A 15,884-nucleotide genomic window follows, 5' to 3' on the forward strand; every position below is an offset into this window, starting at 1 on the left:
GGTTCTCACTCCTCCCGCTACCGGTGAAAGCCAACTTTTGGGCATGGCACGCATCATCAATGCCAAAACCATGCTGCAACTCTATGCTACGGCCCATCCGGAACTGGAACTCAGCATTCATCTCACCGATGAGCAGGTCAGTGCCAATAACGGCTACTACTACCTGAACAATGGTAAATATATGAATAGTGCCAAGCGTCTGCCGGGCAGCCACTTGGCACTTACAATCGGTGAACTCACCGAAAAAATATTTGCAACATCAAGCCCATATATGAGCCTGATGTTGAACTAGCATTATAATCCGCTGAAGTCGACTCCCTCAAATACCAGCGAAGGAATCTGCCATGAACGGTTCGGTTGAGGGTCATTGCCCACAGCAACCAAGGAATTCCATAAAGTAACCATGTTACCCGTCACATTCATTTCGTTGACGGGCTGTGTCAGCTTGCCGTCTTCAATAAGGAAACCCTCTATACCATAAGAGAAGTCACCGGTACTGCTATTGCTGTTACCGCCATTGAAGCCCGTAACCAAGATGCCTTGTTTAATATCTGCAACCAATCCGTTCAGGTCCTTATCGCCCGGTGTCAGAATTAGACGTGAAGGTGCACTGATAGTAGGAGCTATATCCATCTTCTTACCATTGTAGGTATCGATGAAATAAGTTTTCAGCACGCCTTTGTCAAAAACAGTGCGGGGTTCGGTAGCCACACCCTCATTATCGAAATAGCGTGAACCGTTTGCACCGATAGCATGCGGCTCGTCACGCAACGTGAAGAGGTCGGAAGCCACTTTCGTATCCAGCTTGTCCATCAGGAAGGAATTCTTTTGTTGCAAAGCACTGCCATACAATGCACTTAGCATCGGGCTGAGCAGATTTCCCACATTCATAGGGTCAACCACCATTGTATATTTACCCGACTTTGCTTTCTTCTGTCCCAGCTTGCGCAATACGCGTTCCAATGCCTTGGCACCGATTCCCGCCTTCGTCAATTTATCATAGAACAGAGCCGAGTCGTACCAGTAATCCTGAGGACGCGCTTCACCTTCTCCCTTAATGGATACACTGGCTGAGACAGAGAACCAGGTACTCTTCGACTCGCCTTCAAATCCGTTGCTTATCAAACGATAGGAAGAACCCTCACCATCACTATAAGAAGAATCAACCGAAATGATACGCTCATCCTTGCCCAATACCTCCTCTGCAGCAGCACGGGCAATCGCCACTTTATCATCCGGGTTGACTTCATAGAGTTTCTTATCAAAAAGCTGCAAGTCAGGCTTGCCTCCTTTATAGTAGCGTGCAGGGTCGGCCAGCATACGCGACTCATCCACCGCCAGATAGCGGGTAGACTCTATACCATTCGTGATAAGAGTTTCCAATTCTTTCTTATCCAGCCGATTGGTGGAAAAAGAGCCGAAACGTCCGTCCACATAAAGATTCAATCCCAAACCATTCTCCGTAGACTGCTGCAAACGGTCCATTTTGCCGTCACGCAGTTCAAAAGAAGAATTAGAATTTGTATATAGCACCAGTTTGGCTGCCTGGCAACCGTTCTTCAAGGCATATTCCATTGCCCATTGTGCCAATTTCTTATTGTCGTCTGTAATCATGTCTTTAATTGATAGTTGATAATTAACTTTCTCCTCCTACAGTCAGCTTGCTGACTAGTGCCGATGGCATACCGCAGGTAACGGGACAAGACTGACCGTCTTTACCACAAGTCCAAGTACCGTTGTCAATCTTATCGTTATTTGCCACCATCGTGATGTCAGCCAATGCTTTCGGACCATTACCGATGATATTTATATCCTTGACGGGCTGCGTCAGCTTGCCATCCTCAATCAAGTAACCCGACTTCACAAAGAAGGTAAAGTCTCCGGCACCGATTTGCACCTGGCCATTGGTAAACTGGTCACAATAGATACCTTTCTTCACGGTGGAGATAATGTCCGCTTCCTTCATATTGCCGGCTTCCATATAAGTGGCACGCATACGGGGGATAGGAGTATTACGGAAAGTATCGCGACGTCCGTTTCCGGTAGGAGCCACCCCGTAATGCTTGGCACTGATGCGGTCGTGCAGATAGCTGGTCAGGATACCTTCTTTCACAATATAGGTCTTCTGGCCTTCCACACCCTCATCGTCAAAGTTCACGGCTCCGCGGTTGAAGGCAATGGTACCATCATCCACCACATTGATATGCTCGTTGCACACCTTCTTGCCAAACAAGTCGCAGAAGATGGAAGTACGCTTACGGTTAAAGTCAGCCTCAAAAGCATGTCCTATGGCTTCGTGTAACAAGATGCCCGAACCACCCGCTCCCATCACGACAGGCATTTCACCGCCTTTGGGCTTCACTGCCTTGAACAAGATGGAGGTCTTATCCACAGCTTCACGCGCAAGGGTATCCACAATATCGTCCGTCATGAATTCAAACCCTTTGCGGTAAGAACGACCGGCATAACCGTTCTCCATTTTTCCATTCTCTTCCATAATACACACGGCCATGAAAGAGACCATTGGGCGGTAATCATAGTAGCTCACGCCCTCTGAGTTACAGAATAAGACATGAGAAGTACTGTCTACAAGAGACGCCTGGACCTTGCGCACCCGGTTGTCCAGAGAAAAAATCTTTTCGTTCAGTTTCTCCAGATAAGGAATCTTTGCCTTAAGGCTCACGTCTTCCCAAGGTTCGGTGACGGCATAACGGCTTTTGGCAATCGTCTTCTCCGTCAGCCCCACAGGCTTTCCGGCCTTACCCGAAGAAGCTATACGGGCAGCCGTACGGGCAGCACGCAGCATTTCTTCTACGGTCACGCCTTCTACATAGGCATAGCCAGTCTGGTCGCCTGCTAATACGCGCACGCCCATACCGAAGTCAATGTTGGCTCCACAATTGTTTACTTTACCGTCCATCAGAACCACACTATTATTAAACGTGTGCTCAAAATAGAGGTCGGCATAATCTCCGCCTTTTTCCAGAGCGGCAGCCATCACTTTCTTCAAGTCAGCTTCCGTCACGCCAAAGTGAGCCATTGCCGAAGCTACGGCAGACTGATTATCTGCTCCTCCCAAAGCTCCGCGTACTGACGCAGGCATAGCCAACGAGGGTACTGCCAGCGAGCCTAACATCGCCAGACTTCCCGTCCGTAAGAAATTTCGTCTATCCATCCTTTTCAGTTATTAGTTATAAGATATTGTTTTTATTTTATATCATAGTTATATGACGTAAAAATAGGGGATTTTGTCACACCTCAGCTTTCCTTTGTTAACAAACTTTCCAATTCCTCAGCATTTAAGCGCAGATAGAATTGTCCTTTATAAGCCACTGAAATACCTCCGGTCTCCTCCGATACAATGATAGCATGCGCATCAGACACCTGGGAAATTCCCATGGCAGCACGATGCCTCAGCCCCAGTTCCTTAGGAATGTCCAGATTATGGGAAACAGGCAGGATACATCCCGCCGCTTTGATACGTTTCTTACTGATAACCATCGCTCCATCGTGCAACGGACTGTTCTTAAAGAAAATATTCTCAATCAGACGCTGGTTTATATCGGCATTGATAATTTCTCCCGTACGCACCACATCATCCAAAGGCAAATTATGTTCAATGACAATCAAGGCACCAACCTTCTGCTTCCCCATGCTGATACATGCCATTACCACCGGCATGATGTCGTCATGTTCCAACTTCTCTTTCTTATTGCCGGTGAAGAAGCGTACCAGCGCACTGGCATGCTGATGCGAGCCGAGTGTCAGCAAGAAGCGCCGTATCTCGTCCTGAAACAAAATGATAAGCGCCAGCACGCCCACACTGACCAGCTTGTCGAAGATGGAGCCGAGCAATTTCATCTCCAGCACCTGCGACACCACCAGCCATATCAGGATAAACACCAGGATACCCGTAAACACATTGATAGAGCCGGAGGCTTTCATCAGCTTATACGTATAGTACAGCAAGAAAGCCACTAACAGAATATCTATAAAATCTTTTATTCCAAATTCAAAAAACACGATATTGAATGATTAGGGGTTAGGGATTAGGAATTATTTCGCATGGCTTGCACAATCCGTACGGTTTCCACGGCTTCTTTCACGTCGTGTACGCGGAGAATGTCAGCACCTTTCAGCAAACAGATGGTATCGAGCACCGTAGTACCATTCAGCGCCTCCTGAGGAGTAATGTCCAACAAGCGGTATATCATCGATTTACGTGAAACGCCTACCAGCAAAGGCAACTCAAAAATACGGAACTCTTCCAGATGGGACAGCAATTCATAGTTATGCTCCATTGTCTTTCCAAAGCCGAAACCGAGGTCCAGAATGATGTCTTTTACACCTAAGTCACGTAATTGCTGCACCTTGCGCGCAAAATACAAGAAAACCTCTTTCAGAAGATTGTCGTAATGAGGATGCTGCTGCATACTTTGCGGAGTGCCTTGCATGTGCATCATAATATAAGGTACGTTCAATGCCGCAACGGTATGGAACATATTCGCATCCATCTCACCGGCCGCAATATCATTGATGATGGCAACACCATACTCTTCCACACACATTCTTGCCACATCCGCCCTAAAAGTGTCTACCGACACCACAGCATCCGGCTGTATCTCAAAAAGTATTTTCAGGCCCATACGCAACCGTTCCATCTCTTCCCTGGCAGAGACATTGTCGGCATTGGGACGGGAAGAGTAAGCGCCTATGTCAATAATGGCCGCTCCCTCCGAAACTATCTGTTTCACCCGGCGTGCTATTTCCACCTCTGTCTGTGTACGGCTACCGGCATAAAAGGAATCGGGAGTAACGTTCAGTATGCCCATGACACGGGGTTGAGAGAGGTCGAGCAGCGAACCGTTGACATTTATATATCGGGCAGTTGTAATTTCCATAGGCAGTCTGTTCTATATAGTACCTGCAAATGTAAACAAAAAAGTGGTTTCAAAATACATAAACTCATAAAACTGATAAGTTTTTTGCTTGTACCCGGGAAGGGAGAGGATTAAAACTATATCTTTGCACGATGGTTTACCACAGATTACACAGATTCACACAGATTGATTTAATTATAAAGTCATGGATATAACAGCTATACATCAGATATTCCTAACATGCACCAGTGTCACTACTGACAGCCGTAACTGCCCCCAAGGCTCTTTATTCATTGCGCTGAAAGGCGAGTCGTTCAACGGAAATGCCTTTGCCGCCCGGGCGCTGGAAAGCGGAAGTGCTTATGCCATAGTGGACGAAGAAGCCTATGCCCCTGAAGGCGATACACGATACATCGTGGTGGAAAACAGCTTGAAAACCTTGCAACAACTTGCCAATTACCACCGTCGGCAGATGCGTACACCCATCATCGGCATTACGGGTACAAACGGAAAGACTACTACCAAGGAACTGATGTCCACCGTACTTTCGCAAACTCACAACGTGCTCTATACCTTGGGAAATTTGAACAATCACATCGGTGTTCCCCTCACCTTGCTTCGCCTGCGCCCTGAACACGACCTTGCCGTGGTGGAAATGGGTGCCAGCCACCCGGGAGACATCAAGGAGCTGGTAGAGATAGCCGAACCTGACTACGGGATCATTACCAACGTAGGAAAAGCCCATCTGGAGGGATTCGGCTCTTTTGAAGGAATCATCAAGACCAAAGGAGAGATGTACGACTATCTGCGGACGCGGAAAGAAGCTACCATCTTTATCCATAACGACAACCCCTACTTGAAAAAGATAGCCTACGGACTCCACCAGATTGCCTACGGCAGTGAGGACGGGCTGTACATCAACGGACACGTCACCGGCAATTCTCCTTACCTCACCTTCGAGTGGAAAACGGACAACGAAAGCAAATATCACGAAGTACAAACCCGGCTTATCGGTGAATATAACTTCCCCAATGCTCTGGCAGCTGTCACCATCGGACATTTTTTTGGTGTGGAACCGGAGAAAATAGACAAGGCACTGGCCGGATATACCCCGCAAAACAACCGTTCACAACTGAAAAAAACAGCGGACAACACTCTGATTATCGATGCCTATAATGCCAATCCCACAAGCATGATGGCTTCCATTAGTAACTTTCGGAACATGCAGGCCGAAAACAAAATGTTGATATTGGGAGATATGCGGGAGTTGGGTAAAGACAGTGCCGACGAGCACCAGAAGATTGCAGACTATCTGGAAGAATGCGGATTCAAGGATGTAGTTCTTGTAGGGGAATTGTTTGCCGCCACACGCCACTCTTATCAGAGTTATCCCGATGTAACCGCACTCATCGCAGAGCTGCAAAGAGAGAAACCTTGCGGGAAAACAATTCTGATAAAAGGGTCGAACGGCATCAAGCTAAGTTCCGTAGTTGAATACTTATAATCCTATTTCATCCTTGGCCTTAAAATGAAATAGCCGACCATTGATGCAAGCACCGCTCCCGTGGTATTGGCCGCAAAATCCAGCCAGTCTCCACCACGGTATGTCGTGCAGTATTCTTGCAGCAACTCCACCATTCCGCTGAACAAAACGGGACAGACAAACGCCCCTGCCCATGCATGCCATAAAGGGGCGTTGTCTCTCCGGTGAGCGCGAAGAAACTCCAGCCACAGCATTCCTGACATGCCGAAATACATACAGATATGCACCACCTTGTCTATATTGGGAATCTTGCTTATTTCTGTAGAAGGCGGTTTAAAGAATGAAAGATAAATCACCGTCAGAATAATAAAAAGCGACACCGGATATTTCTTAATATAATATAGCATATACCAAATTATCAACGAACTGTGCGCAAAAGTACAGAACATTTTCTATATTTGCATGTTTTAGCTGGTATTAATAACGAATTGAAAGAAAAATCTACGTTTTATGACAAAAAGTGACAGAGCCAACTTCGGAAGCAAATTAGGCGTCATACTTGCCTCGGCAGGCTCCGCAGTCGGTTTAGGCAATATCTGGCGTTTCCCGTTTGAGACCGGGAATCACGGAGGTGCGGCATTTATCCTTGTATACTTGGTTTGCGTGCTCATTCTCGGCATCCCCATCATGATTGCAGAATTCCTCATCGGCAGGCGCTCGCGTGCCAATACGGCAAGGGCTTATCAGAAATTGGCACCCGGCACGCATTGGCGCTGGGTAGGACGTATGGGCGTACTGGCCGGATTCCTTATTCTGGGATATTACTCCGTTGTGGCAGGATGGACGCTTGAGTTTATCGGCGAAGCGGCTACCAACAGTTTTGCCGGGAAGTCGGCAGCCGATTTCATCGCATCCTTCAACAGCTTTGTCAGCAACCCCTGGCGTCCGGTCATCTGGCTGGTGCTGTTCCTGCTGGCCACCCATCTCATCATTGTCAAAGGAGTGGAAAAAGGTATTGAAAAATCAGCCAAAATCATGATGCCAATGCTATTTGTCCTATTGATAATCCTTGCCATCTGCTCCATATCCCTGCCCGGAGCAGGAGCAGGCATTGAATTCCTGTTGAAACCGGACTTCAGCAAAGTGGACGGCAATGTGTTCCTTGGAGCCATGGGCCAGGCATTTTTCTCCTTGAGCTTGGGGATGGGATGTCTCTGTACATACGCTTCTTACTTCCGCAATGATACGAACCTGCCCAAAACGGCACTCAACGTGGCGGCTATCGACACCATGGTAGCCATTTTGGCAGGATTCATCATCTTCCCTGCCGCCTTCTCTGTAGGCATCAAACCGGATGCGGGTCCTAGTCTGCTATTCATCACCTTACCTAATGTCTTTCAGCAAGCGTTCGGCAATATTCCCTGGCTGGCGATACTGCTGTCTCTGATGTTCTATATCCTACTGGCATTGGCAGCACTTACTTCCACCATTTCCCTGCACGAAGTGGTAACTGCCTATCTACATGAAGAGTTCAAGTTCTCACGCAGCAAGGCAGCCAGATACGTGACAGCGGGCTGTATTTTCTTAGGAGTATTCTGCTCACTGTCTCTCGGTATCGGCAAAAGCTATACCGTATTCGGGCTAAACCTATTCGATTTGTTCGACTTTGTAACGGCCAAGCTAATGCTACCGTTAGGCGGTTTCTTCATTTCCATCTTCATAGGCTGGTATCTGGACAAGAAAATCGTATGGGAAGAAGTCAGCAACAATGGCACTCTGAAAGTATCCGTCTACAAGCTATTGATATTCATCCTGAAATATATTGCTCCGATAGGAATTGCACTGATTTTTATCAATGAACTGGGTTTTCTGAAATAGGCCATCATGCAGAACCCCTTTAAAGAATTCCTTTATTTCTCCCGGGGAGAAAGGCGCGGAATACTGGTTTTGATTACCGGCATTATTCTCGTCTTTCTCTCCGGGTATATTTATATATACCAAAGAGAGAACCGCCCCCTCTCCGATGAAGTAATCCGGCGGCAGGCCACTGCCATGGCAGAATACGAATCGTTCATCGCATCCATACAAGAAAAGGAACAAAAATGGGACAACAGACTTAAACCTTCCTCCCAAAAACAACCGACAACCGTCTCCTTGGCCCGTTTCAATCCCAATATCGCCGACTCCGTCATTTTTTGCCGACTGGGACTGCCCGGATGGATGGCGCGGAACATACTCCGCTACCGTAGTAAAGGAGGGAAGTTCCATAAGGCAGAAGATTTCCGGAAAATATATGGAATGACAGAAAAACAATATCAGACACTCCTACCCTATATCCACATCACTCCGGAAGACACAGAAACAAGAACCGTCCAGTTATACAGCTCTCCTGCAAGCAATGACAGCGCCGTTACTTTCCGAATTGCACCGGAAAAATATCCGTCTGGGACCCTTGTCGACCTGAACCGCGCCGACACCACAGAACTGAAGAAAATACCAGGCATCGGTAGTGGCATTGCCCGTCTAATCATCGGTTATCGGCAACGCTTGGGAGGATTCTACAACATCACGCAATTACAAGAAATCCATTTGGACACCACCCAATTGCAGTCCTGGTTTTCCATCGACACCCGGGCCATCCACCTCATCAACCTGAACCGTAGTAGCATAGAGAGGCTGCGTAACCATCCTTACATCAACTTCTACCAGGCAAAGGCCTTTGTAGAATACCGGAAGAAGAAAGGCGACCTTCATAGTCTGAAACCTTTTGCACTTTACGAGGAATTCTCCGATACCGATTTGGAGAAAATCAGTCACTACGTTTGCTTTGAATAACAGCATCATGCAACATTTTTCAATGTCTGATGCAACCTTTTCACCAGTCATTTCGTCTAACAAGCAGAAACACCCTAAAAACAGGAAGGCCTACTGCAATAAGGATTAGAACCATCGTATCAATATGAAAAAATTAATGATTATAACCATGCTGCTGGGCAGTATGGCACAGAATGCTTTTGCTCAAAAAATAGAAATAAAAGGAACCGTCCGCGATGCTTCCGACAAGAGTATAGAGTATGTCAATGTGGTATTACAGACCATCGACTCTACTTTTGTCGCCGGTGTGACCACAAGTCCAGAAGGAGAATTCATCTTCAAGAACACGGCTGCCGGAGATTACAGACTTGTTCTTTCCAGCATCGGGTATAATACCGGATACATCACCCTCAATGGAGTAAAGCGCCATACCGACCTTGGACCAATCGTATTAGACAGTGCTTCTATCGCACTGGAAGGAGTGACTATCACCGGCTCCAGCCAAATCAGCCGTGCCGACCGTAAACTGGTTTTCCCAACCGAAAGACAAATGAAAACTTCCACAAACGGAGTGAATCTGTTGCAGGAACTGATGCTGCCACGTATTCTGGTCAACCCCATGAACAATGAGATTGGATTGTCCGGCGGTGGAGAACTGCAATTACGCATCAATGGAGTCAAAGCCGAAATAGACGAGATAAAAGCCATTCGCCCTGCCGACATTATACGTATAGAGTACCATGACAATCCGGGACTGCGCTACGGTAATGCCGAAGTCGTTTTGGACTACATAGTGCGCCGTCCCGAAACGGGCGGAAACTTCGGTGCCGACATTTCCCAAGGATTGAACACGATGTGGGGAAACTATAATCTGTACGGCAAAGTAAACCATAAAAAATCAGAATTCGGCTTCTCCTACTACATGGGACCGCGGGATTTTAACGGCATGTACCGCGACAATGAAGAAGAATTCCACCTGGCAGACGGCACTACACTCAGACGCCTGGAGAAAGGAGAGCCCAGCAAGGCAACCATGTGCCAGCACAACCTAAACGTAAATTATAGTTTGCAGGCTTCTGAGAATTCCCTTTTCAGCGCCACCTTCCGCCTTCGAGGAAACAATCAGCCACACTGGGATTATAAAGGAACTCTCTATAATGCCAATGATGAAACGGACGTGGTAGACATGACCGACCGTACCGACCAGAGCTGGACACGTCCCTCACTGGATTTGTACTACCAACAGAATCTGAAAAACAAGCAAACCCTGGTATTCAATGTAGTAGGCACCTATAATCGGGAAAAATCGCAGCGGCTCTACCAAGAAAGCACCCCGGGGAACATATTGACCGATATTGACAACAATATCCGAGGCAACAAATACTCCCTGATTGCCGAGGCCATTTATGAGAAGCAATATTCCAAGGGGAACGCATTGAGCTTCGGTCTGAGCCATACACAGTCCTACTCTAACAATGAATACAGAAACGGGCATTATTATGAAACCAATATGCACCAAGAGAACACATACATATTCGGAGAATACCGTGGAAAGATAGACAAACTAAACTACCGGCTGGGAGTGGCCATGACTCGTTTCTACTATAATCAGAGCGGCAAGGACAAATCTACCGAGAACTACAGTTTCAACCCGAGTATCGTTCTGCACTATGCCATGTCAGACAACTCCTACCTCCGCTGGAAGGGAAACATCTATAACGCTTCTCCTTCATTGGGCGACCTCAGCGATGTGGAGCAAGCAGTGGACTCATTCCAGATACGTCGTGGCAACCCGCATCTGAAATCATATATGTGCTATCATACGGAACTGACTTACGAATGGAAAAAAGGCATCTTTTATACCAATCTATGGGGAGCCTATGACTATCGTCCCAATGCCATTATGGACGAGAAGATTCAAGAAGGCAACAAAATAGTGCAGACTTGGGACAATCAGAAGGATTGGCAGAAACTCTCCGGGCGTGCCATGCTCCGCGTAGGACCCATCCGCGACATTCTGCAATTTTCTTTTACGGGCGGTGTCAACCATTACATGAGCCATGGCAATCACTACTCGCATACCTACACCAACTGGTTTTGTGAGGCAGAAGCCTCATTAAACTACAAACAGTTCTCTCTGTTCTGGCAGATAAACACCAATTGGAACAATTTCTGGGGAGAAACCCTCTCGGGAGGAGAAAACATCCAGATGTTAGCTGTATATTACAAGCATAAGAATCTTCGGGTAGGAGTCGGTGCATTCAATCCTTTCACCGACAACTATAAAGTACAAAGCGAAAACTGGAATAAATTCGCATCCTACAAGACAAATAATTATATAAAAGAAAGCTCCCGCATGTTCCTGGTGAACTTTTCCTACAACTTCTCGTTCGGCCGCAGTTTCAAGACAGCACAGCGGAAGGTAAACAACAGTGACAATGACTCGGGAGTAATGGGCACGGGGAAATAGGCTCAGACCATTTTATTGATTTCCCCGTCAATCAGATGTATCGTCCGGTCGGTGAGCTGCGCCAGTCCTTCATCATGGGTTACGATAACAAACGTTTGTCCGAAACGGTTACGTAAATCAAAAAAGAGCTGGTGCAGTTCTTCCTTATTATGGGTATCCAAGCTGCCGGAAGGTTCATCTGCCAGCACCACTGCTGGATGATTGATGAGAGCACGGGCCACCGCCACACGCTGCTTCTCACCTCCCGACAACTCATTCGGCTTGTGGGAGGCCCGTTCGGCAAGCCCCATGAATTCAAGAATTTCCGTAGCCGCCTCCTTGGCTTCCTGCTGTCCTCTTCCGGCAATGAAGGCTGGTATCATTACATTCTCCAAAGCCGTAAACTCCGGCAGCAGTTGATGGAACTGGAACACAAAGCCGATATGGCGGTTGCGGAATGCGGAAAGTTCCTTCTCCCTCATACGGTTGACTCGTGTACCGTCAATAACCACCGAACCGCCATCCGGCATATCCAACGTACCCATGATTTGCAGCAAGGTAGTTTTACCCGCTCCACTGGGGCCTACAATGCTGACAATCTCCCCTTTCTCTATCTCCAGGTCAATACCCCGCAACACTTGCAGGTTACCGAAACTCTTCGTTATATTCTCTAAATGAATCACTAGGCTATTTACAATTTGACAATTTACTATTTACTATTTGATAGTTTTCTTTCAAGTGCTATTACTATAGTCTTTTAATTACATATTCGGCCAAATAGCAGCCAAAAACTGCGGGCATGTAGCTCACTGTTCCACAGGTGGACTTCTTGTTCATCTCGTCGTCCGTCAGCAAAACGGCATTCGGATCAGCCTGTTCGGTGCTGAAAACAACTGGAAGTTTCCGCTTTATGCCCATTTTTTGCAGACGCTTACGCACAGCCTTGCTCAACCCGCAATGATAGGTATCCCAGATATCGGCAAAGCGCACTTGCGAAATGTCACTCTTTGCTCCTGCCCCCATGCTGGACACTATCTTGATATGCCGCTTCATGCTTTCCGCTATCAAGTGGCATTTTGGAGCAAGCGTATCGATGGCATCCACCACAAAGTCATAAGCCGCATCATCCAGCAGTTCCGGTATGTTCTCATCTTTCAAGAATACGGGCAACACTCTCAGTTCCAGAGCCGGATTAATGTCCCTGAAACGTGATGCCAATATCTCCGCCTTCTTTTGCCCCAGGGTAGAATGCAGAGCCGGCAACTGACGGTTTATATTCGTAGGCTGCACGGTATCGGCATCGACAATCGTCATCCGCCCCACTCCGGCACGGCATATCATCTCGGCCGCATAAGCACCTACACCACCCAGTCCTACGACAAGTACATGTGCCCGGCGCAGGCGTTCCATTTTTTCATCTCCTAATAAAAGTTGCGTTCGTTGTTGCCAATCTTCCATTTTCACCACAGATTACACGGATTTACACAGATTTTTGTCAATTATCAATTGTCAATCGTCAATTCTTCTTGAACCATTTATAGAACCATTTGCCTACCTTCTCGTAGTGCTGCGACTCGTTGTTGCCACGCGGGTTGGAGAAGGATACCGCATCCTGCGGCTCGCCCAGTTGGTCGGGATAGAGTACTATCAGGCTGTTATTTGCAAAGTACTTGCTGATTTGTGCCGGTAGCTTCTCGAAGGAGCTGTCATAGGAGATGGAGCCGCGGCGGGCGCTGATGATGACCAGCAGATGGTCGAAATTCACTTGTCCGGTCAGTATCAGCAGGTCTCCCCAGTCGTCCAGGCGGGAAAAGTCTGTCAATGTCTGTCCATATTTGGCTTTCACCAGCCCTTGAAGATGGGCGGTAGTCTCTTCATTGGCATAAAAATGCACCCGACAGCCCAAAGTACTCCCCAACCGGCAGAAATGTTCCACCCACTTCAGGAATCCCGCCTCATACTCGGCTTTCGGAGGTACCGCCACAATCACCCGCCTAATTGTGTTAATGGGCATCAGGAACTTGGAAACCATCACCTCGCGATGCAAGCCCTTCAGCAGATTCTCCGTCAGCATACCGAAGAATGAATCCACAATATTGACTTTACGGTGCAGACCTATAACGACATCCGTTGCCGCATATTCTTTTGCTGTATGGATAATGCCCGAAGCGATATTCAAGTCGTAACGCGTGATTTGCCTCAACGGCACATCTGCCGAGGCCGTTATCATGGCAGCCTTTTCCAGATAGCGTTTCCCGCGTAGTTCGGCACTTTCAGAGCTACTATCATCGTTGATGACATTCAGTGCCAACAGATTATCCCGTTGCTTCGGGTCGCGTATCACCAAAGAAAGATTTATCAAGTCTTCAATCGTATCGGGGTTGGCTATCGGAATCAATATCTTCTCCACTTCCACGGAGCGGTTTTCTTCCAGATGCGCCTCCTCCATGGCAATCTTCCGTGCGGCACGCTCCGTAATGAACGAGCTCACAATGCAAGTTACAAGAATCAGCAGGACAGTACCATTCAAAACATCATCGTTCAGCAAGCGTTCCTCATTGGGCAGAATGATGTTGTATCCCACCAACACAGCCGCCAGCGTTGCCGCTGCTTGTGCATTGCTCAATCCGTACATCAGCTCCCGTTCAATCCCTCCCATCTTATATATTTTCTGCGTCAGCCAGCAGGCAATCCATTTACCTGCCAATGCCACCACAATCATTACAGCCGCTACTTTCAGAGCATCGCCATGACCGAAAATCACGTGCACATCAATCAGCATACCCACACCTATCAGGAAATAGGGAATAAACAAGGCGTTGCCCACAAACTCCAGATGGTTCATCAACGGAGAGACATGCGGAATCAGCCGGTTCAAAACCAAACCTGCAAGGAAAGCACCCAGGATACCTTCCATCCCCACAAACTCCATCAATCCGGCTCCGAGGAAAACCATGGCAAGCACAAATATGAACTGCATCACGTTGTCATCGTACCTCCGGAAGAACCAACGGCCTATGCGTGGAAACAGATATACAATCAAAATACCCAGGAAGATAACCTTTATGACAAGCCATACCCAGAAGAAGCCGTCCGACTCCCCCTTGAACATACCACCCACAACGGCCAGGACCAGCAAAGTGAGTGTATCCGTAACCGCCGTCCCCCCCACTGCAATACTCACACTGCGATGCCGCGACACACCGTAACGAATCACGATGGGATAGGCCACCAGTGTATGCGATGCATACATACTTGCCAGTAGGACAGAGGTCAGTACCCCGTACTTCAACAAAGCTATATTCGTTACCAAGCCTATGCCTATGGGCACAATAAAAGCCAAGAGCCCCAGAACAAGCGCTTTGCCCCGGTTCTGTTTGAAGTCCCCCATATTCATTTCCAGACCGGCAAGGAACATGATGTAATACAAACCCACTTTGCCGAAAAGCTCAAAACTGCTGTCACGCACCAAGATATTGAAACCATGCTCCCCAATGACAAGCCCCGCCAGTATCATTCCGATAATGTGCGGAATACGAAGCTTATTCAACAATATGGGAGCAAACAATATAATGAGGAGTACAAGGAGGAATATCCATGTAGGGTCGGTGATGGGAAGTTTCAAGCTGAAGTCAAACCAATCCATAGGCTATAAGTTTTAGGTTTTGAATGCAAAATAACGAAAAACTTTTCACTTTATGCGGTGTTATACAGCATTTTGTTATAAATTTGCGACCAATTCTATCTTTTTAGAGATAGTATTTCACTTTTTTATAAACTTAATTTAAAACAAAAGAAAAATGAAAGTAGCTATTGTTGGAGCAAGCGGAGCCGTGGGACAAGAGTTCCTGCGAGTGCTCGATGAAAGAAATTTCCCGTTGGACGAGTTAGTATTGTTCGGTTCTAAACGCAGTGCCGGAACCAAATATACCTTCCGCGGTAAACAGATCGAGGTGAAACTCTTGCAACACAATGATGACTTTAAAGGGGTTGATATCGCTTTCACTTCCGCAGGCGCAGGCACCTCCAAAGAATTTGCCGAAACCATTACCAAGTACGGAGCAGTGATGATTGACAATTCCAGCGCTTACCGTATGGACGACAATGTACCTTTGGTAGTGCCCGAAGTGAATGCCGCCGACGCCAAAGAACGTCCTCTCGGCATCATCGCCAACCCCAACTGTACTACTATCCAAATGGTAGTGGCACTGAAAGCCATCGAACAGCTTTCCCATATAAAGACCGTACACGTTTCTAC

General features: G+C 47.4%; 12 protein-coding genes and 2 pseudogenes. 6 read left to right on the top strand and 8 right to left on the bottom strand.

Translation table 11 applies throughout. The annotated features are described in order from the left end of the window. Nucleotides 1-292: pseudogene (locus tag ABUA47_RS11995) on the top strand (GNAT family N-acetyltransferase); the annotation flags it as partial. 2 nt (nucleotides 293-294) lie between these two features. Here ABUA47_RS11995 and ABUA47_RS12000 read toward each other — a convergent pair. The 4 genes from ABUA47_RS12000 to folP form a co-directional block, all read right to left on the bottom strand. Next, on the bottom strand, nucleotides 295-1,614 hold the full coding sequence (locus ABUA47_RS12000; protein ID WP_008662830.1) for a TldD/PmbA family protein: 1,320 nt from the start codon (nucleotides 1,612-1,614) through the stop codon (nucleotides 295-297). A 22-nt stretch (nucleotides 1,615-1,636) separates the two neighbouring features. After that, nucleotides 1,637-3,175, bottom strand: a complete 1,539-nt coding sequence (locus tag ABUA47_RS12005) for a TldD/PmbA family protein (protein WP_009037767.1) — start codon at nucleotides 3,173-3,175, stop codon at nucleotides 1,637-1,639. An 83-nt stretch (nucleotides 3,176-3,258) separates the two neighbouring features. Beyond that, on the bottom strand, nucleotides 3,259-4,023 hold the full coding sequence (cdaA, locus tag ABUA47_RS12010; RefSeq protein ID WP_005824908.1) for a diadenylate cyclase CdaA: 765 nt from the start codon (nucleotides 4,021-4,023) through the stop codon (nucleotides 3,259-3,261). A 26-nt stretch (nucleotides 4,024-4,049) separates the two neighbouring features. After that, on the bottom strand, nucleotides 4,050-4,901 hold the full coding sequence (gene folP, locus ABUA47_RS12015; RefSeq protein WP_009037766.1) for a dihydropteroate synthase: 852 nt from the start codon (nucleotides 4,899-4,901) through the stop codon (nucleotides 4,050-4,052). Between the two features lie 184 nt (nucleotides 4,902-5,085). On the opposite strand from folP, the gene ABUA47_RS12020 reads away from it, so the two are divergent. Further along, a complete protein-coding gene (locus tag ABUA47_RS12020) occupies nucleotides 5,086-6,384 on the top strand; it encodes a UDP-N-acetylmuramoyl-tripeptide--D-alanyl-D-alanine ligase (RefSeq protein ID WP_005834715.1) in 1,299 nt (432 codons plus the stop codon). A gap of 2 nt (nucleotides 6,385-6,386) precedes the next feature. Here ABUA47_RS12020 and ABUA47_RS12025 read toward each other — a convergent pair whose 3' ends face one another. Continuing rightward, on the bottom strand, nucleotides 6,387-6,770 hold the full coding sequence (locus ABUA47_RS12025) for a VanZ family protein (protein ID WP_005824913.1): 384 nt from the start codon (nucleotides 6,768-6,770) through the stop codon (nucleotides 6,387-6,389). Between the two features lie 103 nt (nucleotides 6,771-6,873). On the opposite strand from ABUA47_RS12025, the gene ABUA47_RS12030 reads away from it, so the two are divergent. The 3 genes from ABUA47_RS12030 to ABUA47_RS12040 all read left to right on the top strand — a co-directional run bounded on the left by ABUA47_RS12030 (nucleotide 6,874) and on the right by ABUA47_RS12040 (nucleotide 11,647). Beyond that, entirely contained in the window at nucleotides 6,874-8,241 is a 1,368-nt protein-coding gene (locus ABUA47_RS12030; protein WP_005834711.1) for a sodium-dependent transporter, read from the top strand. 6 nt (nucleotides 8,242-8,247) lie between these two features. Beyond that, the gene (locus ABUA47_RS12035; protein ID WP_005824917.1) at nucleotides 8,248-9,198 is read left to right on the top strand and encodes a helix-hairpin-helix domain-containing protein; all 951 of its coding nucleotides are present in this window, start codon (nucleotides 8,248-8,250) and stop codon (nucleotides 9,196-9,198) included. Between the two features lie 124 nt (nucleotides 9,199-9,322). Next, nucleotides 9,323-11,647: a TonB-dependent receptor gene (locus ABUA47_RS12040; RefSeq protein ID WP_349831621.1), complete on the top strand. Its 2,325-nt coding sequence runs from the start codon at nucleotides 9,323-9,325 to the stop codon at nucleotides 11,645-11,647. Between the two features lie 2 nt (nucleotides 11,648-11,649). Here the strand turns inward: ABUA47_RS12040 and ABUA47_RS12045 are convergent, their stop codons facing one another. The 3 genes from ABUA47_RS12045 to ABUA47_RS12055 all read right to left on the bottom strand — a co-directional run bounded on the left by ABUA47_RS12045 (nucleotide 11,650) and on the right by ABUA47_RS12055 (nucleotide 15,272). After that, nucleotides 11,650-12,309, bottom strand: coding sequence for an ABC transporter ATP-binding protein (locus ABUA47_RS12045; protein WP_035449877.1), 660 nt, complete (start codon nucleotides 12,307-12,309; stop codon nucleotides 11,650-11,652). Between the two features lie 64 nt (nucleotides 12,310-12,373). Continuing rightward, entirely contained in the window at nucleotides 12,374-13,084 is a 711-nt protein-coding gene (locus ABUA47_RS12050) for a ThiF family adenylyltransferase (protein WP_005834703.1), read from the bottom strand. A 58-nt stretch (nucleotides 13,085-13,142) separates the two neighbouring features. Further along, the gene (locus ABUA47_RS12055; RefSeq protein WP_035449878.1) at nucleotides 13,143-15,272 is read right to left on the bottom strand and encodes a cation:proton antiporter; all 2,130 of its coding nucleotides are present in this window, start codon (nucleotides 15,270-15,272) and stop codon (nucleotides 13,143-13,145) included. 154 nt (nucleotides 15,273-15,426) lie between these two features. On the opposite strand from ABUA47_RS12055, the pseudogene ABUA47_RS12060 reads away from it, so the two are divergent. Beyond that, nucleotides 15,427-15,884, top strand: a pseudogene (locus tag ABUA47_RS12060) (aspartate-semialdehyde dehydrogenase); the annotation flags it as partial.

This window comes from Bacteroides sp. RTP31139st1_H2_RTP31139_211217, from assembly GCF_040227615.1.
Classification (GTDB): Bacteria; Bacteroidota; Bacteroidia; order Bacteroidales; family Bacteroidaceae; genus Bacteroides; species Bacteroides uniformis.

Excerpts from the sequence above, each read along its gene's own strand:
- ABUA47_RS12000 (WP_008662830.1), bottom strand. The coding sequence starts at position 1,614 with ATGATTACAGACGACAATAAGAAATTGGCACAATGGGCAATGGAATAT.
- ABUA47_RS12005 (WP_009037767.1), bottom strand. The coding sequence starts at position 3,175 with ATGGATAGACGAAATTTCTTACGGACGGGAAGTCTGGCGATGTTAGGC.
- folP (WP_009037766.1), bottom strand. The coding sequence starts at position 4,901 with ATGGAAATTACAACTGCCCGATATATAAATGTCAACGGTTCGCTGCTC.
- ABUA47_RS12020 (WP_005834715.1), top strand. The coding sequence starts at position 5,086 with ATGGATATAACAGCTATACATCAGATATTCCTAACATGCACCAGTGTC.
- ABUA47_RS12025 (WP_005824913.1), bottom strand. The coding sequence starts at position 6,770 with ATGCTATATTATATTAAGAAATATCCGGTGTCGCTTTTTATTATTCTG.
- ABUA47_RS12030 (WP_005834711.1), top strand. The coding sequence starts at position 6,874 with ATGACAAAAAGTGACAGAGCCAACTTCGGAAGCAAATTAGGCGTCATA.
- ABUA47_RS12035 (WP_005824917.1), top strand. The coding sequence starts at position 8,248 with ATGCAGAACCCCTTTAAAGAATTCCTTTATTTCTCCCGGGGAGAAAGG.
- ABUA47_RS12040 (WP_349831621.1), top strand. The coding sequence starts at position 9,323 with ATGAAAAAATTAATGATTATAACCATGCTGCTGGGCAGTATGGCACAG.
- ABUA47_RS12050 (WP_005834703.1), bottom strand. The coding sequence starts at position 13,084 with ATGGAAGATTGGCAACAACGAACGCAACTTTTATTAGGAGATGAAAAA.
- ABUA47_RS12055 (WP_035449878.1), bottom strand. The coding sequence starts at position 15,272 with ATGGATTGGTTTGACTTCAGCTTGAAACTTCCCATCACCGACCCTACA.